This window comes from Pseudomonas syringae KCTC 12500 (genome assembly GCF_000507185.2).
In the GTDB taxonomy this organism is placed as follows: Bacteria; Pseudomonadota; Gammaproteobacteria; order Pseudomonadales; family Pseudomonadaceae; genus Aquipseudomonas; species Aquipseudomonas syringae.
Window position 1 is genome coordinate 2,796,986 of sequence record NZ_AYTM02000002.1, and the last position, 20,648, is coordinate 2,817,633.

Here is a 20,648-nt window from a genome sequence, read left to right on the forward strand (position 1 = left end):
TCAGTCTCTACAGCCTCGGTCACAGCAGTGGTGATATTTTTCTCTTCACCAAAAACACCGGCAAATACAACCCCAAATAAGCATCAAATACCCGCATCCCTTCCTCAGCCATGCGCGGTGTAATCTCGTCATGCAACTGCACCGACCGCGCATACACCCGATCCCCCAGCTCCATGGCCAGCGCAAACACGTCGACATCGTCCGGCAGTGCGGGCAACTGGAAGTGGCGATCAAATACCTCAAGCATCAGCTGCCCCAGCTCAATGTCGTGCTGGCGGTCGGCCTGGTTGATTTCAGTTAGGCCGTGCTGGGCGAGGATCAATTGGCGAGCGGCGGCGTCGGCGTTGTAGATGGCCAGCATGCGCAGCTCTACGATGCGTGACAGGTCGCGCCAGGTGGTGAGCTGGTCGTGATCGATGCGGGCCTGCAGCGACGCGCGAAAGGCGGCGTGGATGTCGGCGGTCAGTGCTTCAAGCAGCGCGGGGACGCTGGCGAAGAAGTGGTACACCGACGAGGGCGGAATGCCGGCTCGCTCGGCAACGCTGTAGATCGACAGACTGGCCACGCCTTGTTCGGCAAGCAGCGTGCGCGCGGCGTCGAGAATCGAATCGATTCTGGCCTGGCTGCGTGCTTGAGGTTTGCGAGGCGTGGCGGCGCGGGTCATGGGCGTGGCTCTTGGTTGGGCTGCGGGCATTGTAAGGGATTACAACGGGATGAATCGCTGTCGTTGCCAAACGCTTATCGCTCCCACGCTGGAGCGTGAGGAACGATAAGCGTCGGGATACGCACCAAACAAAAACGCCGCAAGGCTCAAAGCCCGCGGCGTCTTGTACTACTCGGCCTCAATCAGACCGTATGCAGGTACCAGTTGTACTCGAGGTCGGAGATGGAGTGTTCGAACTCTTCCAGCTCGCTCTCTTTACACGCCACAAAGATGTCGATGTATTTCGGGTCGATATACTTGGCCATCACCGGGTTGTCGTCCAGCTCGCGCAATGCATCGCGCAGGTTGTTCGGCAGGCTTTGTTCGTGCTGTTCGTACGAGTTGCCTTCTACCGGGGCGCCAGGCTCGACCTTGTTGACCAGGCCGTGGTGCACGCCCGCCAGGACCGAAGCCATCACCAGGTACGGGTTGGCATCGGCACCGGCGACGCGGTGTTCGATACGTACCGCATCGGCGGTGCCGGTCGGTACGCGAACGGCGACCGTGCGGTTATCCAGACCCCAGGTCGGCGAGTTGGGCACATAGAACTGCGCACCGAACCGGCGATACGAGTTGACGTTCGGGCACAAGAAAGCCATTTGTGCCGGCAGGGTCTCGAGCACACCGCCGATTGCGTGACGCAATGCGGCGTTCTGCTCGGGATCCTCGCTGGTGAAGATGTTCTTGCCGTCGCGATCCAGAATCGAAATGTGAACGTGCAGACCATTACCCGCCTGACCCGGATAGGGCTTGGCCATGAAGGTCGTGTCCATCTCGTGATCGTAGGCGATGTTCTTGATCAGGCGCTTGAGCAATACGGCGTAATCGCACGCCTTGATCGCGTCGGCGACGTGATGCAGGTTGACTTCGAACTGGGCCGGGGCGCTTTCCTTGACGATGGCGTCGGCAGGAATGCCTTGTTCCTTTGCACCTTCGAGGATGTCCTGAAGGCAATCGACGTATTCGTCGAGGTCGTCGATCAGGTAGACCTGTGTCGAATGCGGGCGTTTGCCGGAGATCGGCGAGCGCGGCGGTTGTGGGCGACCGTTCACGTTCTCCTGATCGATCAGGTAGAACTCCAGCTCGAACGCTGCGCAGATAGTCAGGCCCATTTCGTCGAATTTGGCGACGACCTGGCGCAATACTTCACGCGGGTCGGCGAAAAACGGATCGCCTTCGAGTTCGTGCATGGTCATCAGCAATTGCGCAGTAGGGCGCTTTTGCCATGGCTCGTTGCACAGGGTGTCGGGGATGGGATAACAGATTCGGTCAGCATCACCGATGTCCAGGCCCAGGCCGGTGCTTTCCACCGTGGAGCCATTGATATCCAGAGCAAATAAAGAGGCAGGCAGGTTGATGCCCTTCTCGTAAACCTTATGGAGGCTGGTGCGTTCGATGCGTTTGCCACGCACCACACCATTCATATCTGCAATCAGAAGGTCAACGTACAGAACCTCAGGATGTTCCTTAAGGAACGCGTTCGCTTCGTTAAGCTGAACGGCACGCGGGGGTACCGACATGATGCAACACCTTTGTTGTTAAAAATATCAATCATCAATGATTGCGGATCTCAGTCAATCCGAAAGCCATGATGAAGTCAATAGAGCCTTTTTTTGCCCTAAAACTGCGCCAAATGGCCTTTTTTGCTGCTATTTAGGGCGTTTAATTCCGTTTTTGACCGTTGCTAAATACGAGCTAGAGCGGCCTGTCTTCTATTCTTAACGGCTTGTTGTATAAAAAAATGAACGAGGCTAAGCTCGATCGCAACCCAGTAGAGCAACACTAGCGGGGGTCCCATGCTTCACCTTTCCCTGGTCGACACGCGACTATCAAGTCCGTACGGCGCCCATCATGCCTGTGATCTCGGTGCTCGTGGTGGGCTGCCACACTTTGCGACATCCCTGAACGGCTATCGAAGCCAGTCTGCTCTACGCTCAACGCTGGACATTACCACTATAACGGCATCGTCAGTGTGACCGCGGCCGTCTGGAAATCCGGCCCCGCAGCTGTCACCTTACCCCTATTCGGCGTCTGCCGAAACGAGTTGTACATCATGACGCCGATGCGTCTGGAACGCCTGATCACGATCAGGACAATAAAACCCTGAGGTATTTATGAGTACCAACCTCGACCAGCTCACCGATTGGTTGAAAGAACACAAGATTACCGAAGTCGAATGCATGATGTCCGACCTCACCGGGATCACGCGCGGCAAGATCTCGCCGACCAACAAGTTCATCGCTGAAAAAGGCATGCGTCTGCCTGAAAGCGTGCTGTTGCAGACGGTGACCGGTGACTACGTAGAGGACGATATCTACTACGAGCTGCTGGACCCGGCAGACATCGACATGATCTGCCGCCCCGACCAGAACGCGGTGTATCTGGTGCCCTGGGCGGTCGAGCCCACTGCACAGGTGATCCACGACACCTACGACAAGCAAGGCAACCCCATCGAGCTGTCGCCGCGCAACGTGCTGAAGAAGGTTCTCAAGCTCTATGCCGATCAGGGCTGGCAGCCCATCGTGGCGCCGGAGATGGAGTTTTATCTGACCAAGCGTAGCGACGACCCTGACTATCCGCTACAGCCTCCGATCGGGCGCTCCGGGCGTCCTGAAACGGGCCGTCAGTCGTTTTCGATCGAAGCGGCCAACGAGTTCGATCCGCTGTTCGAAGACGTCTATGACTGGTGCGAACTGCAGAACCTGGACCTGGACACGCTGATCCACGAAGACGGCACGGCGCAGATGGAAATCAACTTCCGGCACGGTGATGCCCTGTCGCTGGCCGATCAGATTCTGGTGTTCAAGCGCACCATGCGCGAAGCCGCCCTCAAGCACAATGTCGCGGCGACCTTCATGGCCAAGCCGATGACCGGCGAGCCGGGCAGTGCCATGCACTTGCACCAGAGCATCATCGACATCGAGACCGGCAAGAATATCTTCTCCAACGAAGACGGGACCATGAGCGAGCTGTTCCTGAACCACGTCGGTGGTCTGCAGAAGTTCATCCCCGAGCTGTTGCCGCTGTTCGCGCCCAACGTCAACTCGTTCCGGCGCTTTCTGCCTGACACCTCGGCGCCAGTGAACGTTGAGTGGGGCGAAGAAAATCGCACCGTCGGCTTGCGTGTGCCGGACGCCGTACCGCAGAACCGTCGCGTGGAAAATCGTCTGCCGGGTGCCGATGCCAACCCTTATCTGGCCATCGCCGCCAGTCTGCTGTGCGGGTTCATTGGCATGGTCGAAGGCATCAACCCGAGCGCACCGGTGGTCGGGCGCGGTTACGAACGGCGCAATCTGCGTCTGCCGTTGACCATCGAAGACGCGCTGGAGCGTATGGAAAACAGCAAGACCATCGAAAAATACCTGGGCAAGAAATTCATCATCGGTTACGTCGCGGTCAAGCGCGCCGAGCATGAAAACTTCAAGCGCGTGATCAGTTCGTGGGAGCGGGAATTCCTGCTTTTCGCCGTCTGATCACGCAGAGCGCCGCTGCGGTTGATGCGCGGCGCTCTGCCAACTGACCTGATCAAAGGAAGTGCTGCATGAGTGCCAACAACCCGCAAACCCTCGAATGGCAGGCCCTGAGCAGCGAGCATCACCTGGCACCGTTCAGCGACTACAAACAATTGAAAGAGAAAGGCCCGCGCATCATCACCCGTGCCGAGGGCGTTTATCTGTGGGACAGCGAGGGCAACAAGATCCTCGATGGCATGTCCGGGCTGTGGTGCGTGGCCATCGGTTATGGCCGCGAAGAACTGGCCGACGCAGCCAGCAAACAGATGCGCGAGCTGCCTTACTACAACCTGTTTTTCCAGACCGCCCACCCGCCGGTGCTGGAGTTGGCCAAGGCCATTTCCGAGATTGCACCGCAGGGCATGAACCATGTGTTCTTTACCGGTTCTGGCTCCGAAGGCAATGACACGATGCTGCGCATGGTTCGTCATTACTGGGCGCTGAAAGGCCAGCCGAACAAGAAAACCATCATCAGCCGCGTCAATGGCTACCACGGCTCCACCGTTGCCGGTGCCAGTCTGGGTGGTATGGCGTACATGCACGAGCAAGGCGATCTGCCGATTCCGGGGGTGGTGCACATTCCCCAGCCCTACTGGTTCGACGAGGGCGGCGATATGACGCCGGACGAGTTCGGCATCTGGGCTGCCGAGCAACTGGAAAAGAAAATTCTCGAGCTGGGCGTCGAGAACGTCGGTGCGTTCATTGCCGAGCCGATCCAGGGCGCAGGCGGTGTGATCGTCCCGCCTGATTCCTACTGGCCGAAGATCAAGGAAATCCTCTCCCGCTACGACATCCTGTTCGCCGCCGATGAGGTGATTTGTGGCTTCGGGCGTACCAGTGAGTGGTTCGGTAGCGATTTCTATGGCCTCAAGCCGGACATGATGACCATCGCCAAAGGACTGACCTCCGGTTACGTGCCGATGGGCGGCCTGATCGTGCGCGATGAAATCGTCGCGGTGCTCAATGAGGGCGGCGATTTCAATCATGGCTTTACCTACTCAGGGCACCCGGTGGCTGCCGCGGTCGCGCTGGAGAACATCCGTATCCTGCGCGAAGAGAAGATCGTCGAACGGGTCAGGTCGGAAACGGCACCGTATTTGCAAAAGCGTTTGCGTGAGTTGAGCGATCATCCACTGGTGGGCGAAGTCCGCGGTGTCGGGCTGCTCGGGGCCATCGAACTGGTGAAGGACAAGGCCACCCGCGAGCGCTATACCGACAAGGGCGCGGGAATGATCTGTCGAACCTTCTGCTTCGACAATGGCCTGATCATGCGGGCTGTGGGCGATACCATGATCATTGCGCCACCGCTGGTGATCAGTTTTGCGCAAATTGATGAGCTGGTAGAGAAGGCGCGCAAATGCCTGGATCTGACGCTGGCGGTGTTGCAGGGCTGAAAATGCCAAAAAAAGCGTCGATTCAAGCGCAATGTGCATTGTTTGAGGGGCTTCGGCTTGAAAGCCTGCCCAGGAAGTTGCCAGACTAATGGCTACACGCCGCTAACTGACGGTCAGTGATAAAAATACATTGGAGCTACGCATGAAAAAATTTGGCAAGACCCTTCTCGCGCTGTCACTGATGGGCGTTGTGGCCACTGCTGCGCAGGCCGATGACAAAGTGCTGCACGTCTATAACTGGTCCGATTACATCGCGCCGGACACCGTTGCCAAATTCGAGAAAGAATCGGGCATCAAGGTGGTCTACGACGTTTTCGACAGCAACGAGACGCTCGAAGCCAAATTGCTCGCGGGCAAATCCGGCTATGACATCGTCGTGCCGTCCAACAACTTCCTGGCCAAGCAGATCAAGGCAGGCGTTTACCAGGAGCTGGACAAGTCCAAGCTGCCGAACTGGAAGAACCTCAACGAGTCGCTGCTCAAGGCCGTGTCGGTCAGCGACCCGGACAACAAGCACGCATTCCCGTACATGTGGGGTTCGATCGGTATCGGCATCAACCCGGACAAGGTCAAGGCCGCTCTGGGTGCTGACGCGCCAGTCAATTCCTGGGACCTGCTGTTCAAGCCGGAGAACGCTGCCAAGCTGAAGTCGTGCGGCATCAGCTTCCTCGATTCTCCAACCGAAATGCTGCCGATCGCCCTGCATTACCTGGGCTACCCGACCGATTCTCAGGACAAGAAGCAGCTCGCCGAAGCTGAAGCGTTGTTCCTGAAGATTCGTCCGTCGATTGGCTATTTTCACTCGTCCAAGTACATCTCGGATCTGGCCAACGGCAACATCTGTGTAGCGGTCGGCTACTCGGGTGATATCTATCAGGCCAAGTCCCGCGCTGCCGAAGCCGGTGGCAAGGTCAAAGTTGCTTACAACATTCCGAAAGAAGGCGCCGGCAGCTTCTACGACATGGTCGCCATTCCCAAGGATGCCGAGAACGTCGAGGGTGCCTACAAGTTCATGACCTTCCTGATGAAGCCGGAAATCATGGCCGAGATCACCAACGCTGTACGTTTCCCGAACGGTAACGCCGCGGCTACGGCGCTGGTCGACAAGGAAATCACCAGTGACCCTGGCGTTTATCCACCTGCCGACATCCAGGCCAAACTGTATGCAATCGCTGATCTGCCTGCTGCCACGCAGCGGATCATGACCCGCAGCTGGACCAAGATAAAATCGGGTAAATAAGCCTGTCATCAAACCTGTGGATGCTGCGTAGCCTCGGCCGCGCAACATCCAGTAGACAGGAATATCGCCTAAACCTTTGCTGGTTGGACGCATAGACGGTAAGTTGCGCGCCGGTTTGGTTTTCGGGACGCCCTCCGGCGCTCAGGCCCCTCTGTTAAAAGGACTCATTCTTTGTCTATTTCTATTCTTTCCAAAGCCTTGCTGGCGGCTGCCGGGCTGACACTGTCGATCAGTGCCCAGGCTGAGTCCACCGTGCATATTTATAACTGGTCCGATTACATCGGCAAGACCACCCTGGCCGACTTCGAAGCCGCTACCGGCATCAAGCCGATGTACGACGTGTTCGACTCCAACGAAACCCTGGAAGCCAAGCTGCTGGCCGGACGCACAGGCTATGACGTGGTGGTGCCGTCCAATCACTTCCTCGGCAAGCAGATCAAGGCCGGTGCGTTCCAGAAACTCGACAAGTCGCTGCTGCCCAACTACAAGAATCTCGACCCGGCGCTGCTCAAGCGTCTGGAGAAGAACGATCCGGGTAACCAGTACGCCGTGCCGTACCTGTGGGGTACCAACGGCATCGGTTACAACGTCGAGAAGGTCAAGGCGGCACTGGGCGTCGACAAGATCGACTCCTGGGCCGTGCTGTTCGAGCCGGAGAACATCAAGAAGCTCTCCAGCTGCGGCGTAGCGTTTCTCGACTCTGCCGATGAAATGTTGCCAGCGGTGCTCAACTACATGGGGCTGGACCCCAACAGCACCAAGGAAGCCGATTACAAAAAGGCCGAAGCCAAGCTGCTGGCGATTCGTCCTTACGTGACCTATTTCCACTCGTCCAAATACATCACCGACCTGGCCAATGGCGACATTTGCGTTGCCGCAGGTTTCTCGGGCGATGTGTTCCAGGCCAAGGCCCGTGCAGAAGAAGCGGGCAAGGGCGTGAAGCTCGCGTACAGCATTCCGAAAGAGGGCGGTAACCTGTGGTTCGACATGCTGGCGATTCCGGCGGACTCGAAGAACATCAAGGCGGCCAGTGCCTTCATCAACTACATGCTCGACCCCAAGGTGATCGCCAAGGTCAGCGATGAAGTCGGTTACGCCAACCCCAATCCCGCCTCCGGCGAGTTCATGGACCAGAGCATCCGTACCGATGAAGCGGTCTATCCGCCTCAGGAAGTGCTGGACCGCCTGTTCGTGAACAGCGAGTTGCCACCCAAGGTGCAACGTCTGATGACCCGCAGCTGGACCAAGGTCAAGTCGGGCAAATAAAAATCCAGCACCCGGCCATATGGGCCGGGTTGCCTACCTGTTGGGAGTTTCACCCATGGCAGTTGCCTCCGGCGCCTACAAGAAAGCCATCGAAGGCGGTCAGCAACCCAAAGAGGTGCTGGTCAAGATTGATCGGGTCACGAAAAAGTTCGACGAGACGATCGCGGTGGATGATGTGTCCCTGCAGATCAACAAGGGCGAGATCTTCGCCCTGCTTGGCGGCTCTGGCTCCGGCAAATCGACACTGCTGCGCATGCTGGCCGGGTTCGAACGGCCGACCGAGGGGCGCATCTACCTCGACGGTGTCGACATCACCGACATGCCGCCGTACGAACGCCCGATCAACATGATGTTCCAGTCTTATGCGCTGTTCCCACACATGACCGTGGCGGACAACATCGCCTTCGGCCTCAAGCAGGACAAGCTGGGCAAGCCGGAAATCGAAGCCCGTGTGGCAGAAATGCTCAAGCTGGTACAGATGACCCAGTACGCCAAGCGCAAGCCGCATCAGCTCTCCGGCGGTCAGCGTCAACGCGTTGCTCTGGCCCGGTCACTGGCCAAAAAGCCCAAGCTGTTGCTGCTCGACGAGCCGATGGGCGCGCTGGACAAGAAACTGCGTTCGCAGATGCAGCTGGAGCTGGTGGAGATCATCGAGCGCGTTGGCGTGACCTGCGTGATGGTGACTCACGATCAGGAAGAGGCCATGACCATGGCCGAGCGCATCGCGATCATGCACCTGGGCTGGATCGCGCAGATCGGCAGCCCGATCGACATCTACGAGACCCCGACCAGCCGTCTGGTCTGCGAATTCATCGGCAGCGTCAACCTGTTCGAGGGTGACGTGATCGAAGACATGGAAGCCCATGCGCTGATCCGCAGCCCCGAGCTGGAGCACAATATCTATGTCGGCCACGGCGTCAGTACATCGGTGGAAGACAAGCACATTACCTATGCACTGCGTCCGGAGAAACTGCTGATCACCACCGAGCAGCCAGGCTTCGAATACAACTGGTCGCGCGGCAAGGTCCACGACATCGCCTATCTGGGTGGTCATTCGGTGTTCTACGTCGAGCTGCCGGGCGGCAAGCTGGTGCAGTCGTTCGTCGCCAATGCCGAGCGTCAAGGCGCGCGGCCTACCTGGGGCGATGAAGTCTACGTCTGGTGGGAAGACGACAGCGGCGTGGTACTGCGCTCATGAAAATGCGGAAGATCAAGCGCGCGTTCGAGCGCATAAAGCCCAACGGGCGGCAGATGGTCATCGGCGTGCCGTTCCTCTGGCTGTTCCTGTTCTTTGCTCTGCCGTTTCTGATCGTGCTCAAGATCAGCTTCGCCGAGGCCGACGTCGCGATCCCGCCGTACACCGAAATCTTCAGCTACGCCGACGAAAAGCTGCAGATGGTCCTCAACTTCGCCAACTACACTTTGCTCAGCGGCGATGATTTGTACGTTTCGGCCTATCTGGGCTCGCTGAAGATGGCCTTCATCAGCACCTTGCTGTGCCTGCTGATCGGCTATCCGATGGCCTACGCCATCGCCAGCGCGCGCAAGGACCTGCAAACCGTGCTGTTGCTGCTGATCATGATGCCGACCTGGACGGCGATTCTGATCCGTGTCTACGCCTGGATGGGTATCCTCAGCAACAACGGGTTGCTCAATGCATTCCTGATGTGGCTGGGGCTGATCGACGCGCCGCTGCAGATCCTCAATACCAACCTGGCGGTGTACATCGGCGTGGTCTATTCCTACCTGCCGTTCATGATCCTGCCGCTGTACGCCAACCTTGTGAAGCACGACACCAGCCTTTTGGAAGCAGCGTCCGACCTCGGTTCAAGCACCTTTAACAGCTTCTGGAAAATCACCGTACCGCTGTCCAAGAACGGCGTGATCGCCGGCTGCATGCTGGTATTCATTCCGGTGGTGGGCGAGTTCGTGATTCCCGAGCTGCTCGGCGGTCCGGAAACCCTGATGATCGGTCGCGTGCTGTGGCAGGAATTCTTCAACAACCGTGACTGGCCGGTGGCTTCGGCGCTGGCGGTCATCATGCTGCTGGTGCTGATCGTGCCCATTATCCTGTTCAACCGCAGTCAGGCCAAAGAACTGGAGGGCAAGGCATGAACCGCTTTCGATTCTCGAACCTGATGCTGGTGCTGGGTTTGCTGTTCATCTATGCGCCGATGGTGATTCTGGTCATCTACTCGTTCAACGCTTCGCAACTGGTGACGGTCTGGGGCGGCTGGTCGGTGAAGTGGTACGTCGGCCTGCTGGACAACTCGCAACTGATGGGCTCGGTGATGCGCTCGCTGGAAATCGCCTGCTACACCGCCGTTGCTGCGGTGGCGCTGGGGACCATGGCGGCGTTTGTGCTGACGCGCATCAGCCGCTTCAAAGGCCGCACGTTCTTTGGCGGGCTGGTCACGGCTCCTTTGGTAATGCCGGAAGTGATCACCGGTCTGTCGCTGTTGCTGCTGTTCGTGGCCATGGCGCAATTGATCGGCTGGCCGCAGGAACGCGGCATCATGACCATCTGGATCGCGCACACGACGTTCTGTGCGGCCTACGTGGCGGTGGTGGTGTCGGCGCGCCTGCGTGAGCTGGACCTGTCGATCGAAGAAGCCGCAATGGACCTGGGCGCCCGTCCGTGGAAGGTGTTCTTGCTGATCACCATCCCGATGATCGCGCCATCGCTGGCAGCCGGGGGCATGATGTCCTTCGCGCTGTCGCTGGACGACCTGGTACTCGCCAGCTTCGTCTCCGGGCCCGGCTCGACGACCTTGCCGATGGAAGTGTTCTCTGCCGTGCGCCTGGGTGTGAAGCCTGAAATCAACGCAGTGGCGAGCCTGATCCTGCTGGCCGTGTCACTGGCTACCTTCCTGGTCTGGTTCTTCACCCGCCGCGCCGAAAACAACCGCAAGCGTGCGATCCAGCAGGCTATCGAGGAAAGCGCGGCAGACGCTTGGAAACAGCCCGATCCGAGGCGTGCTCCGGCGGCGTGAAGACCTGATCGTGCGCGATACACAAGCCCGCTCTTGATCCTGCCCGTAGGGCGTAGGAGCGAGCTTGCTCGCGAACTGCCGGGGACCGGCAGCCAAACCAGCGACCTCGGTTGTGCCTGATGTACCGTACGTGACGGTTTCACTGTCGGTTCCCGACAGTTCGCGAACAAGTTCGCTCCCACGCCCTCCGGGCAGAAGCGCCATCTCCGGGCCCGCGCAGAGAGTGTCGCTACACCCCCGGCACCAGCCGTAAAACCCTTGGAAGCAGCCTGATCATGCGCGATACACAAGCCCGCTCTTGATTCTGCCCGCAGGGCGTAGGAGCGAACTTGTTCGCGAACTGCCGGGGACCGGCAGCCAAACCAGCGACCTCGGTTGTGCCAGATGTACCGCACGTGACGGTTTCACTGTCGGTTCCCAACAGTTCGCGAGCAAGCTCGCTCCCACGCCCTCCGGGCAGAAGCCCCATTTCCGGGCTCGGCGCAGAGAGTATCGCTACGCCCCCGGCGCCAACCGTAAAACCCCTTCCGTATGCTCGGCAATGTCCTTCTCGCTGAAGCGCTGTGGCAGGTATTCGCCGTTCACGAATGCCTTGGCCTGATCGGAGTAGTGCTTGTCGAAGGGCACGCCGCTTTGTCCTACCGGGTTTATCCCCAGGCTGTGCGCCGGGTCGGCGAAGTCGATCAGGCGGCGGGTCGAGGGGCCGTAGCCGACTGGCCACGGGGCGGGGCGTATGCTCGATGACAGGTTGTTCGGCACTTCATGCGTGCCCGGCGCTGCGTAAGGGCCGACGTTGAAAATCATGTCCAGCGGCTTTTGTGAACCCAGCGGATGGCCTTGAGTCAGGGTATGCGCCTTGCCCCACACCCATTCGTCCGGATTGGTGCCGTACAGCGACCGCAAATGCGAAACACTGGCGCGCCAGGCCACCTTGACGGTGTTGGCGCGGCTTTCTTCGTGGGGTGAATTGCGATTGTTCCACCACGGCGAATCGGCATCGGCGGCCAGGCGCGGCAGGGCGGCGTCCAGCACGCGGGTCGACAGCAGGGTTTCAAACATCGCGTCGCCCAATTCGTCGTGAAAGGTCTCTTCGGTCAGGTCGAACAGGAACTGATTGAACAGCGTGGCACCCACCGAATCGACGGGATAATCACCTTTCCAGCTGGCCAGTCGCTCCACGAGTGCCCGTTCGTCCGGGTCGCTGACAACACTGCGCAGTACCGGAATCAATGGCCTTAGAATGCTCGGTGCATAGTCGGTCTGCGTGTCCAGTTGCAGCGCCTTGCTGGCGGCAAGGTCCCACTTGACGCTGGCGTCACTCAGTTGCCGGTTCAGCTCCTGGCCACGTTCGGCCGGGTTGTAGTAACCAGGAATCTGCATACCGGTCGGCGACAGCGGCTGGAAGTTGGCTGAGACGATGTAGCCACGCGCCGGGTTTTCTTCGTGCGGGTTGGCGCTGAACGGGTAAAAGCCGAGCTTATCGGCCTGTGCCGTGCTGCCGTCCAGAATGAAACTGGGGTTGACGCCCTGCGGACGGATCGGCAGTTGCGCCGCCGCCCACCAGCCGATATCGCCTTTGGCGTTGGCCCAGACGATATTGAGGCCCGGCGACTGAATCTTCTCGGCTGCGCTACGCATCTTGTCCAGTGTATCGGCGCGGTTGGCCTCGTAGAAACCGTCCAGCACCGGGTTGGCAGACGCCAGAAACGACCACCACATCGCGATAGGTGTCTGGCCGGCGTTCTTGCCCATCACGTTATTGACGATAGGGCCGTGCGGCGACTCCAGCAGCGTCAGTGTGACCGGGGCCTGGCCTTTGACGGCGATCTGCTGCTCGGAGCGTTTCATGTCCGTCCATTGCCCGTGGTACCAAACCTGATTCGGGTTCTGCGGATTGGTCTTCTCGGCAATCAGGTCCACGTCATCGTTCTGGAACATGGTCAGGCTCCAGCCGAAGTCCATGTTATGGCCCAGCAACGCGAACGGGTTGAGCGCCGGAAAGTGCCCGTACAACTCAAAGCCCGGCGCCGACAGCTGCGCTTCGTACCATATCGAAGGCACCGAGAAGCGAATGTGCGGGTCACCCGCCAGGATCGGCTTGCCGCTTTGCGTGCGGCTGCCGGAAATCACCCAGGCGTTGCTGCCTTCGAATTGCGGCAGGCCAGCGTCTTCAAGCGCCTTGTGACTCAACTGCGCCAGCTGATTCAGGCCCTTCCAGTCGGCGTCGGCCAGTGCCGGTTTCGAGTCGAGCATGCCGTCCGGGTGCCAGTCCAGATCGAAGACTTTCAAGTACTCCGGCCCAAGCTGATCGCGCACGTAGGTCAGCAGCGGCTCGGTTCTGAACGCCGCGGCAAAACTGTAAGCCAGATAGCCGGAGATGCTGACCGTGTCCTCTGTGGTGAAGCGTCGTCTGGGGATGCCCAGTGCGTCGAACTCCATCGGCCTTGCATGGGTGTCCTGATACTGGTTGATGCCGTCGATGTAGGCTTCCAGCGCTTTCCAGGTCGGGGTGTTCTTGTCCTGACGTGCGACATACGCGTCCGCGTGTTCACGAATGCGCAGGGTGCGAAACAGTTTGTCGGTCTCGACCAGATTCGGCCCCAGTACCTCTGCCAGCTCGCCACGTGCCAGGCGACGCAGCATTTCCATCTGGAACAGCCGGTCCTGAGCATGGGCATAGCCCAGCGCACGGTAAAGGTCGGCTTCGTTCTCGGCGCGGATGTGCGGCACGCCACGCTCGTCGTAGCTCAGGGTGACGGGGGCCTGAAGACGGCTCATTGCGATCTCGCCGTCGCGTACCGGCAACTTGCTATTTACGTACCAGCCCGCGACACCTGCAAGCAGGGCGATGATGATGGCTAGAATGAAGAGGCTGCGTTTCATCCGGTTTCTCTGTAAATGGCGTAGGCAGGAATGGAGACTATCGTTGTGACGCAGTTGACTCGATGAAACCCGACACAAGAGCCGTTTGAAGCGGCTTCAGGGCGAATTCGGGCGGGTGAGCTCGCAAGCATCGCCCAGTGTGCAGACAGTAATGTGCACGTTCAATGACAGATGTCTGCGATTACAGCGGCTTAGCTTGCCATGCCGGGGCAGACAGAAGAATATCGTTACACAACTTTACGAGCCATTTGTTGAAATCTGGAAACCACATGTCCGTCACGTTCGACCCCGATAACCTGCGTGCCAGCCTGCTGCCGCTGAGCGTTATTGATCCGCTTTCCATGGAGGGGCTGGCCTATCAGCGCTTCTACGGTCTTGCAGGGCTGTGTGGCGACAACGTCATACGCAGTTGGCTGGGGCGCCTCGATGTGGCGGGCTACGAGGTGGTCGGGCAGGTCTGGCTGCCTGACAGCCCGGTCGCCACGCTGTTTCTGTTTCACGGCTTCTATGACCACATGGGGTTGTACCGGCATGTGATCGAGTGGGCTCTGGAGCAGGGCTTTGCCGTGATCGCCTGCGACCTGCCGGGGCATGGTCTGTCGAGCGGCAGTCGTGCCTGTATCAATGACTTCGCCGAGTACCAGTTGGTGTTGCAACGCCTGCTGCTCGAAGCCGAAGGCCTTGGGCTGCCACATCCCTGGCACCTGTGCGGCCAAAGCATGGGCGGTGCCATCGTGACGGATCACCTGCTTCATCAGGGGGCAGACTCGCCCGCGCAGGGGGAGGTGATCCTGCTGGCGCCGCTGGTCCGGCCGCGTGCGTGGGGCTGGTCGCGTCTGAGTTATCACCTGCTCAAACCGTTCGTGAACGGCATTGCCCGCCGTTTTACCGAAAACTCCAATGCACCCGCGTTCCTGCCTTTTCTGATGGCCGATCCGTTACAGCCGCTGCGACTGCCCACGGCCTGGGTCGGCGCGCTGGCGCAATGGATCGTGCGTGTTGAAAGCGCGCCGTGCAGCCTGCGCAGCCCGCTGATCATTCAGGGTGAGGCGGACATGACGGTCGACTGGTCGCACAATCTGGCGATCCTGAAAGACAAGTTCAGCCAGCCGCAGATTCTGATGCTCGGGCACGCCCGGCATCATCTGGCCAACGAAACGCCAGAGCTGCGGGCTCGGTACTTTGATTTTCTGAAAGGGCGACTTCGTTAGACTTTTTCAGCCTTGCCGGCCTGCAGCGCCTTGACCTGTCGGCGCAGGCGATAGTTTTCAAGGGCCATTACGACGAGCATCAGTGCCCCAAACACGGCAAAGGCATCCTGCCCCAGAGAACTCCAGAACAACCAGGCGAAAAAGGCCATTACGATACCGGTGGCGAGCAAAGCCAATGAGTCTTTCATACGATGGTGTCCATTCCTTTGACCTCAGGCGCTTGAAGGCCTGAACGGTTTTTACTGTCCGGGATTAAGGCTTGACGCACTCTGCCCGACGGCCAGACCGGCACGAATCGCGGCCAGAGCGGCCTGGTAATAGGCTTTGCCTTCCGGCGACTCGGCGAAGGTCGAGAATTCTTCGAGCTCAGGGTCCGACAGGTCGCGATAGACGTACAGCAGCGTGTTGTTCAGATCAGCACTCATCTGCGCCATCAGGCGCTCGCGCTGGCCTTCGAGCATGCCCTGCGCCTGGCCTCCACCGAGCAGGCCGGGAATCATCTGGCTCAGGCTGTCTGCGGCAACGCCTGCGATGGCAAGGCTGACTTCCGCGCCGGCCTCTCTGGCAGGCAGCGCCTGGGCCAGATGGCCGATCAACAACTGACGCGTCGCGTCCGCTTCGATATGCGGCAGCCCATGGGCATGTTTGGCCAGCTGATCGGCGCGGGTGGCGGTCAGCTCGGCATTGACGATCTTGCGGCCCAGCGGTGACTGGAAAAACTGCAGCGACGGGGCAGGGTCCTTGAGGCTTTCACGCAGGCGCTTCGAGGCGCGCTGGTCCATGGCCTGGGGGGCGAAACGCTGATTGCTGTTGTTGACCAGCGCTTGATAAACCGCGGGCGGCAGGTTGTTGCTGTAACGCTGTTGGGCAGCCTTGAGGGCATCGTTGAAATGCGCGCGCTGTTCCGGCCAGCCTGCAGACTTGTACAACTGATCGTAGCTGTCTGCCCAGGCAGGTGAGGTGCAGAACATCAACAGCAAAACAAACAAACGACGCATTGGGGACTCCTGTCGGCAGGCCGCTATTCTCCCGGTGTTGGCGTGGATTTGTCGAGTTATGAGTGGCTTCGGTGAATGAAATCTCATGCGTGTGATGCCGCCTGTATAAGCCTCTGTCCGATTTCAGGGCTTATGGATACTATGCACGCCATGCGCATACCCTCTGACCACCCACTGCTGTTACGAATCGTCGACGATCTGGCCGCCAACGGCTGGTCGCAGCAGAATATTTTCCTGCCCGAAGCTCTGACTCTGGAACTTGAGCAAGAGTGCCGCAAACGTGCGGCCGAAGGCGAGCTCGAGCCGGCCGCGATTGGCAAGGGAACCGCGCTGGAAATACGCGAGGGGATTCGTGGCGACCGCATTCAGTGGCTTGAGCCGGGGCAGGTGCAGTGCTGCGACCGCTATCTCGAGCTGATGGACAGTTTGCGTCAGGCGCTCAATCGCGGCCTTTTCCTCGGGCTGGAAGATTACGAAAGCCACTTCGCGCTGTATCCGCCGGGTGCCCGCTACCTCAGGCATGTGGACCGATTCCGCGATGACGACAGGCGCATGGTGTCGGCGGTGCTCTACCTCAATAACGCCTGGCTGCCCGAGCACGGCGGTCAGTTGCGCATGTACCTCAAGGACGAGGTGGCTTACGACGTTCAGCCTACGGGCGGCTGCCTGGTGGTCTTTCTGTCCGGCGAAATTCCCCATGAAGTCATGCCCGCCAGTCGTGATCGCCTGTCACTGACGGGATGGTTCAGACGCCGGGGTAACGAGCTGTTCCAGTGACCTGCAGGCTGCGTTCATGAAAACAGTTTCATCAACGTAATGAGCCATTGAGCCGGACTGCGGTCTATCGTGAGCACTCCTGAACCGACGGATTCGTCGTGTGAGGGTCGACTTACGCCAACTGCAGCCGGAGCAATCATGAAATCCTTATTTTCTGGAACGATGGTCGCCGGCCTGTTGCTCAGCGCATCCATGCTGGCCAGCGCCGCCGATATACCACGCACCGCAGCCCCTGAAGGCGCCGAGGTGTACATCATCTCGCCCAAGGACGGTGAAACGGTCACCACACCGTTCAAGGTGCAATTCGGCCTCAAGGGCATGGGCGTCGCGCCTGCGGGTGTCGATGTTCCCGAGACCGGTCACCATCACCTGCTGATCGACGTGAAGGACCAGCCGTCGATGAATGCACCACTGCCTGTCAGCGACAACATCCGTCACTTCGGCAAGGGCCAGACCGAAACCGAAATCAACCTGCCGCCGGGCCAGCACACCCTGCAATTGCTGATGGGCGATAAAGGCCACATGCCGCTGAACCCATCGGTTGAGTCGAAAAAGATCACCATCAATGTGAAGTAGGTATTTGATTTCACGTGCCGGGGTTTGACGCGGAGCGTCACGAACGGCATTCCCACGCTGGAGCGCTCATCGTTATACACAAGTCCGCTTTTGATTCTGGCCGAAGGCCGTGGGAGCGACCGGGGCGGCGATCCGCATTGTTCGCGAAGGGGCCCATGTAGTCGAAGAAGATGCATCGTCTGACGCACCGTCTTCGCGAACAAGTTCGCTCCTACAAAAGCCTGAGAGCCACGTTTTACGAGCTCTTCAGGACTTGTGTGTGACGATGAGCTGCGCTCGGATCAGAACAACACGCGGCTGCGGATGGTGCCTTTGATCTGTTGCAGCTTGGCCTGGGCGAGGTCGGAGTATTCGGCGTCGACGTCGATGACCACGTAGCCGACTTTCTCGTTGGTCTGCAGGAACTGACCGGAGATGTTGATACCGTTCTCGGCGAAGACCTTGTTGATCTCGCTGAGCACGCCCGGAATGTTTTCGTGGATGTGCAGCAGGCGATGCTTGCCAGGGTGCGCAGGCAGCGCCACTTCCGGGAAGTTGACCGAGGACACCGACGTACCGTTGTCGCTGTACTTGACCAGTTTTTCCGCCACTTCCAGACCGATGTTGGCCTGCGCTTCGGCAGTCGAGCCACCGATGTGCGGCGTCAGGATCACGTTGTCCAGACCGCGCAGCGGGCTTTCGAAGATGTCGTCGTTCGAGCGCGGCTCGACCGGGAACACATCGATGGCGGCGCCGATCAGGTGCTTGTCCTTGATGGCGTCAGCCAGTGCGTCCAGTTCGACCACGGTGCCACGCGCGGCGTTGATCAGGATGCTGCCCTTTTTCATCGCGCGGATTTCTTTCTCGCCGATCATCCACTGGGTTTCCGAGGTTTCCGGAACGTGCAGGGTGACGATATCGGACATGCCCAGCAGCTCGTTCAGGCTCGACACCTGAGTGGCGTTGCCCAGCGGCAGTTTGGTCAGCGTGTCGTAGAAGTACACCTGCATGCCCAGACCTTCAGCCAGCACCGACAGCTGCGTACCGATCGAACCGTAACCGATGATGCCCAGCTTCTTGCCACGGATCTCGAAGGAGTTGGCGGCGCTCTTGATCCAGCCTCCACGGTGGCAGGAAGCGTTCTTCTCGGGGATACCGCGCAGCAGCAGGATGGCTTCGGCCAGCACCAGTTCGGCGACCGAACGGGTATTGGAGTAGGGCGCATTGAACACTGCGATACCGCGCTCGCGCGCCGCGTTCAGGTCAACCTGGTTGGTGCCGATGCAGAAGCAGCCGACCGCAACCAGTTTCTTGGCGCAATCGAACAGCTCTTCGGTCAGCTGAGTACGGGAGCGGATACCGATGAAATGGGCGTCGGCGATCTTTTCTTTCAGTTCGGCTTCCGGCAGAGACTTGGTGTGGTACTCGATGCTGGTGTAACCGGCTGCCTTGAGGACGTCGACAGCGGATTGGTGGACGCCTTCGAGAAGAAGGAACTTGATCTTGCTCTTGTCGAGGGAAGTCTTGCTCATCTGCGTAAACCTGTGTCCCGAAGAAAATTGGCAGGGGGTGGCCGGATCGGCTCTGGGCACGACTCGCGGGGGGCGTATGCTAGCATATGAGCCCCGCGAAACCTCATCCCGAACGTGAACCGTTCTCAGGATGCCCATGAATCGTTCGAGAGTTGATTCAATGACCGATCGCGTTTTGATTGATGAGCTGCAGACCTTGGTTGACCCTGGCAAGGTACTCACTGATGCCGGTTCTCTGGAGACTTACGGCAAGGACTGGACCAAGCAGTTCACCCCTGCGCCACTGGCCATCGTATTCCCCAAGACCACCGAACAGGTGCAGGCCATCGTACGCTGGGCCAATGAGCGGCTCGTGGCGCTGGTGCCCTCGGGTGGACGCACCGGGCTTTCGGCAGCTGCGGTGGCCGCCAACGGTGAAGTGGTCGTCTCGTTCGATTACATGAACCAGGTGCTGGATCTGAACCTCACCGACCGCACGGCGGTCTGTCAGCCTGGCGTGATCACCCGGCAATTGCAGGCGCTGGCTGAAGAAAACGGTCTTTATTACCCGGTCGACTTCGCTTCTTCGGGCTCCAGCCAGATCGGCGGCAATATCGGCACCAATGCAGGCGGCATCAAGGTCATTCGCTACGGCATGACGCGCAATTGGGTCGCGGGCCTCAAAGTGGTCACCGGCAAGGGAGACCTGCTTGAGCTGAACAAGGACCTGATCAAGAACGCCACCGGCTACGATTTGCGCCAGTTGTTCATCGGTGCCGAAGGTACGCTGGGCTTTGTCGTCGAAGCGACCATGCGCCTCGACCGTGCGCCGAAGAACCTCACCGCGATGGTGCTGGGCACTTCCGACTTCAACTCGATCATGCCGGTGCTGCATGCCTTTCACGGCAAGCTCGACCTGACCGCCTTCGAATTCTTCTCGGACAAATCCTTCGCCCGCGTAATGGCGCGCGGTGATGTGCCGTCGCCTTTCGACACGCCGTGCCCGTTCTACGTGTTGCTGGAATTCGAAGCGACCACCGAAGACCTCGCCGATCAGGCCCTGGCGACTTTCGAGCACTGCGTCGAGCAGGGTTGGGTGCTGGACGGCGTGATGAGCCAGAGCGAACAGCAATTACGCAACCTGTGGAAGCTGCGCGAGTACATCTCCGAAACCATCTCGCATTTCACGCCGTACAAAAACGATATCTCGGTCACTGTCTCGAAAGTGCCGGAGTTTCTGGCTGAAATCGATGCCATCGTTGCCGAGCATTACCCGGACTTCGAAGTGCTCTGGTACGGCCACATTGGCGACGGCAACCTGCACCTGAACATCCTCAAGCCCGAGGGCCTCGACAAGGACGAGTTCTTCGTCAAATGCGCCCGGGTCAACAAGTGGGTGTTCGAGACCGTTGAAAAGTACAACGGCTCGATTTCGGCCGAGCACGGCGTCGGGATGACCAAGCGTGACTATTTGACATACAGTCGCTCGCCGGTCGAAATCGAATACATGAAAGCGTTGAAAGCGGTGTTCGATCCCAACGGGATCATGAATCCCGGCAAAATCTTCGCCGTTTGATCCGTCGCAACCATTTGATCCGTCGCAAC

At 59.2% G+C, this 20,648-nt stretch carries 17 protein-coding genes; 11 read left to right on the forward strand and 6 right to left on the reverse strand.

Translation table 11 applies throughout. The annotated features are described in order from the left end of the window. Positions 1-19: 19 nt before the first annotated feature. Positions 20-664, reverse strand: a complete 645-nt coding sequence (locus tag V476_RS12810; RefSeq protein ID WP_024959115.1) for a TetR/AcrR family transcriptional regulator — start codon at positions 662-664, stop codon at positions 20-22. Between the two features lie 182 nt (positions 665-846). After that, the gene (locus V476_RS12815; RefSeq protein ID WP_003413528.1) at positions 847-2,223 is read right to left on the reverse strand and encodes a glutamine synthetase family protein; all 1,377 of its coding nucleotides are present in this window, start codon (positions 2,221-2,223) and stop codon (positions 847-849) included. A 594-nt stretch (positions 2,224-2,817) separates the two neighbouring features. On the opposite strand from V476_RS12815, the gene V476_RS12820 reads away from it, so the two are divergent. The 7 genes from V476_RS12820 (at position 2,818) to V476_RS12850 (ending at position 11,108) form a co-directional block, all read left to right on the forward strand. Further along, complete coding sequence (locus tag V476_RS12820) at positions 2,818-4,176, forward strand: glutamine synthetase family protein (RefSeq protein WP_004415470.1); 1,359 nt, start codon at positions 2,818-2,820, stop codon at positions 4,174-4,176. A 68-nt stretch (positions 4,177-4,244) separates the two neighbouring features. Beyond that, positions 4,245-5,609 (forward strand): aspartate aminotransferase family protein, encoded by a 1,365-nt coding sequence (locus V476_RS12825; RefSeq protein WP_024959116.1) that lies wholly within the window; start codon positions 4,245-4,247, stop codon positions 5,607-5,609. A 142-nt stretch (positions 5,610-5,751) separates the two neighbouring features. Next, a complete protein-coding gene (locus V476_RS12830; RefSeq protein WP_003427338.1) occupies positions 5,752-6,849 on the forward strand; it encodes a polyamine ABC transporter substrate-binding protein in 1,098 nt (365 codons plus the stop codon). A 171-nt stretch (positions 6,850-7,020) separates the two neighbouring features. Next, the gene (locus tag V476_RS12835) at positions 7,021-8,115 is read left to right on the forward strand and encodes a polyamine ABC transporter substrate-binding protein (protein WP_003349091.1); all 1,095 of its coding nucleotides are present in this window, start codon (positions 7,021-7,023) and stop codon (positions 8,113-8,115) included. A 55-nt stretch (positions 8,116-8,170) separates the two neighbouring features. After that, the gene (gene potA, locus V476_RS12840) at positions 8,171-9,313 is read left to right on the forward strand and encodes a polyamine ABC transporter ATP-binding protein (RefSeq protein ID WP_024959117.1); all 1,143 of its coding nucleotides are present in this window, start codon (positions 8,171-8,173) and stop codon (positions 9,311-9,313) included. Beyond that, positions 9,310-10,230, forward strand: a complete 921-nt coding sequence (locus V476_RS12845) for an ABC transporter permease subunit (protein ID WP_024650325.1) — start codon at positions 9,310-9,312, stop codon at positions 10,228-10,230. The genes potA and V476_RS12845 overlap by 4 nt, the downstream gene beginning before the upstream one ends. Next, positions 10,227-11,108 (forward strand): ABC transporter permease subunit, encoded by an 882-nt coding sequence (locus V476_RS12850; RefSeq protein ID WP_003318275.1) that lies wholly within the window; start codon positions 10,227-10,229, stop codon positions 11,106-11,108. The genes V476_RS12845 and V476_RS12850 overlap by 4 nt, the downstream gene beginning before the upstream one ends. A 495-nt stretch (positions 11,109-11,603) precedes the next feature. Here the strand turns inward: V476_RS12850 and V476_RS12855 are convergent, their stop codons facing one another. Beyond that, complete coding sequence (locus V476_RS12855; RefSeq protein WP_024959068.1) at positions 11,604-13,991, reverse strand: penicillin acylase family protein; 2,388 nt, start codon at positions 13,989-13,991, stop codon at positions 11,604-11,606. 269 nt (positions 13,992-14,260) lie between these two features. On the opposite strand from V476_RS12855, the gene bipL reads away from it, so the two are divergent. Beyond that, the gene (bipL, locus tag V476_RS12860) at positions 14,261-15,202 is read left to right on the forward strand and encodes a phospholipase BipL (RefSeq protein WP_024959067.1); all 942 of its coding nucleotides are present in this window, start codon (positions 14,261-14,263) and stop codon (positions 15,200-15,202) included. On the opposite strand, the gene V476_RS12865 is transcribed toward bipL, so the two are convergent. Continuing rightward, on the reverse strand, positions 15,199-15,390 hold the full coding sequence (locus tag V476_RS12865) for a hypothetical protein (RefSeq protein ID WP_016569252.1): 192 nt from the start codon (positions 15,388-15,390) through the stop codon (positions 15,199-15,201). The genes bipL and V476_RS12865 overlap by 4 nt on opposite strands. A 51-nt stretch (positions 15,391-15,441) precedes the next feature. Continuing rightward, positions 15,442-16,200 (reverse strand): DUF2059 domain-containing protein, encoded by a 759-nt coding sequence (locus V476_RS12870; RefSeq protein ID WP_016569251.1) that lies wholly within the window; start codon positions 16,198-16,200, stop codon positions 15,442-15,444. 141 nt (positions 16,201-16,341) lie between these two features. Between V476_RS12870 and V476_RS12875 the strand changes: the two genes are divergently transcribed. Together V476_RS12875 and V476_RS12880 are read left to right on the forward strand one after the other, a co-directional pair. Beyond that, entirely contained in the window at positions 16,342-16,977 is a 636-nt protein-coding gene (locus V476_RS12875; protein ID WP_003316482.1) for a 2OG-Fe(II) oxygenase, read from the forward strand. Positions 16,978-17,115: 138 nt separating this feature from the next. Continuing rightward, entirely contained in the window at positions 17,116-17,553 is a 438-nt protein-coding gene (locus V476_RS12880) for a DUF4399 domain-containing protein (protein ID WP_024959066.1), read from the forward strand. 281 nt (positions 17,554-17,834) lie between these two features. On the opposite strand, the gene serA is transcribed toward V476_RS12880, so the two are convergent. Next, positions 17,835-19,064: a phosphoglycerate dehydrogenase gene (gene serA, locus V476_RS12885; protein ID WP_002555754.1), complete on the reverse strand. Its 1,230-nt coding sequence runs from the start codon at positions 19,062-19,064 to the stop codon at positions 17,835-17,837. A gap of 160 nt (positions 19,065-19,224) precedes the next feature. Here serA and V476_RS12890 point away from each other — a divergent pair, with 160 nt between their 5' ends. Next, on the forward strand, positions 19,225-20,619 hold the full coding sequence (locus tag V476_RS12890) for an FAD-binding oxidoreductase (protein ID WP_003427342.1): 1,395 nt from the start codon (positions 19,225-19,227) through the stop codon (positions 20,617-20,619). Positions 20,620-20,648 lie beyond the last annotated feature (29 nt).

What these genes read in the sequence shown, in the direction of transcription:
- V476_RS12810 (WP_024959115.1), bottom strand. Translation starts at nt 664, where the DNA reads ATGACCCGCGCCGCCACGCCTCGCAAACCTCAAGCACGCAGCCAGGCC.
- V476_RS12815 (WP_003413528.1), bottom strand. Translation starts at nt 2,223, where the DNA reads ATGTCGGTACCCCCGCGTGCCGTTCAGCTTAACGAAGCGAACGCGTTC.
- V476_RS12820 (WP_004415470.1), top strand. Translation starts at nt 2,818, where the DNA reads ATGAGTACCAACCTCGACCAGCTCACCGATTGGTTGAAAGAACACAAG.
- V476_RS12825 (WP_024959116.1), top strand. Translation starts at nt 4,245, where the DNA reads ATGAGTGCCAACAACCCGCAAACCCTCGAATGGCAGGCCCTGAGCAGC.
- V476_RS12830 (WP_003427338.1), top strand. Translation starts at nt 5,752, where the DNA reads ATGAAAAAATTTGGCAAGACCCTTCTCGCGCTGTCACTGATGGGCGTT.
- potA (WP_024959117.1), top strand. Translation starts at nt 8,171, where the DNA reads ATGGCAGTTGCCTCCGGCGCCTACAAGAAAGCCATCGAAGGCGGTCAG.
- V476_RS12845 (WP_024650325.1), top strand. Translation starts at nt 9,310, where the DNA reads ATGAAAATGCGGAAGATCAAGCGCGCGTTCGAGCGCATAAAGCCCAAC.
- V476_RS12850 (WP_003318275.1), top strand. Translation starts at nt 10,227, where the DNA reads ATGAACCGCTTTCGATTCTCGAACCTGATGCTGGTGCTGGGTTTGCTG.
- V476_RS12855 (WP_024959068.1), bottom strand. Translation starts at nt 13,991, where the DNA reads ATGAAACGCAGCCTCTTCATTCTAGCCATCATCATCGCCCTGCTTGCA.
- bipL (WP_024959067.1), top strand. Translation starts at nt 14,261, where the DNA reads ATGTCCGTCACGTTCGACCCCGATAACCTGCGTGCCAGCCTGCTGCCG.
- V476_RS12865 (WP_016569252.1), bottom strand. Translation starts at nt 15,390, where the DNA reads ATGAAAGACTCATTGGCTTTGCTCGCCACCGGTATCGTAATGGCCTTT.
- V476_RS12870 (WP_016569251.1), bottom strand. Translation starts at nt 16,200, where the DNA reads ATGCGTCGTTTGTTTGTTTTGCTGTTGATGTTCTGCACCTCACCTGCC.
- V476_RS12875 (WP_003316482.1), top strand. Translation starts at nt 16,342, where the DNA reads ATGCACGCCATGCGCATACCCTCTGACCACCCACTGCTGTTACGAATC.
- V476_RS12880 (WP_024959066.1), top strand. Translation starts at nt 17,116, where the DNA reads ATGAAATCCTTATTTTCTGGAACGATGGTCGCCGGCCTGTTGCTCAGC.
- serA (WP_002555754.1), bottom strand. Translation starts at nt 19,064, where the DNA reads ATGAGCAAGACTTCCCTCGACAAGAGCAAGATCAAGTTCCTTCTTCTC.
- V476_RS12890 (WP_003427342.1), top strand. Translation starts at nt 19,225, where the DNA reads ATGACCGATCGCGTTTTGATTGATGAGCTGCAGACCTTGGTTGACCCT.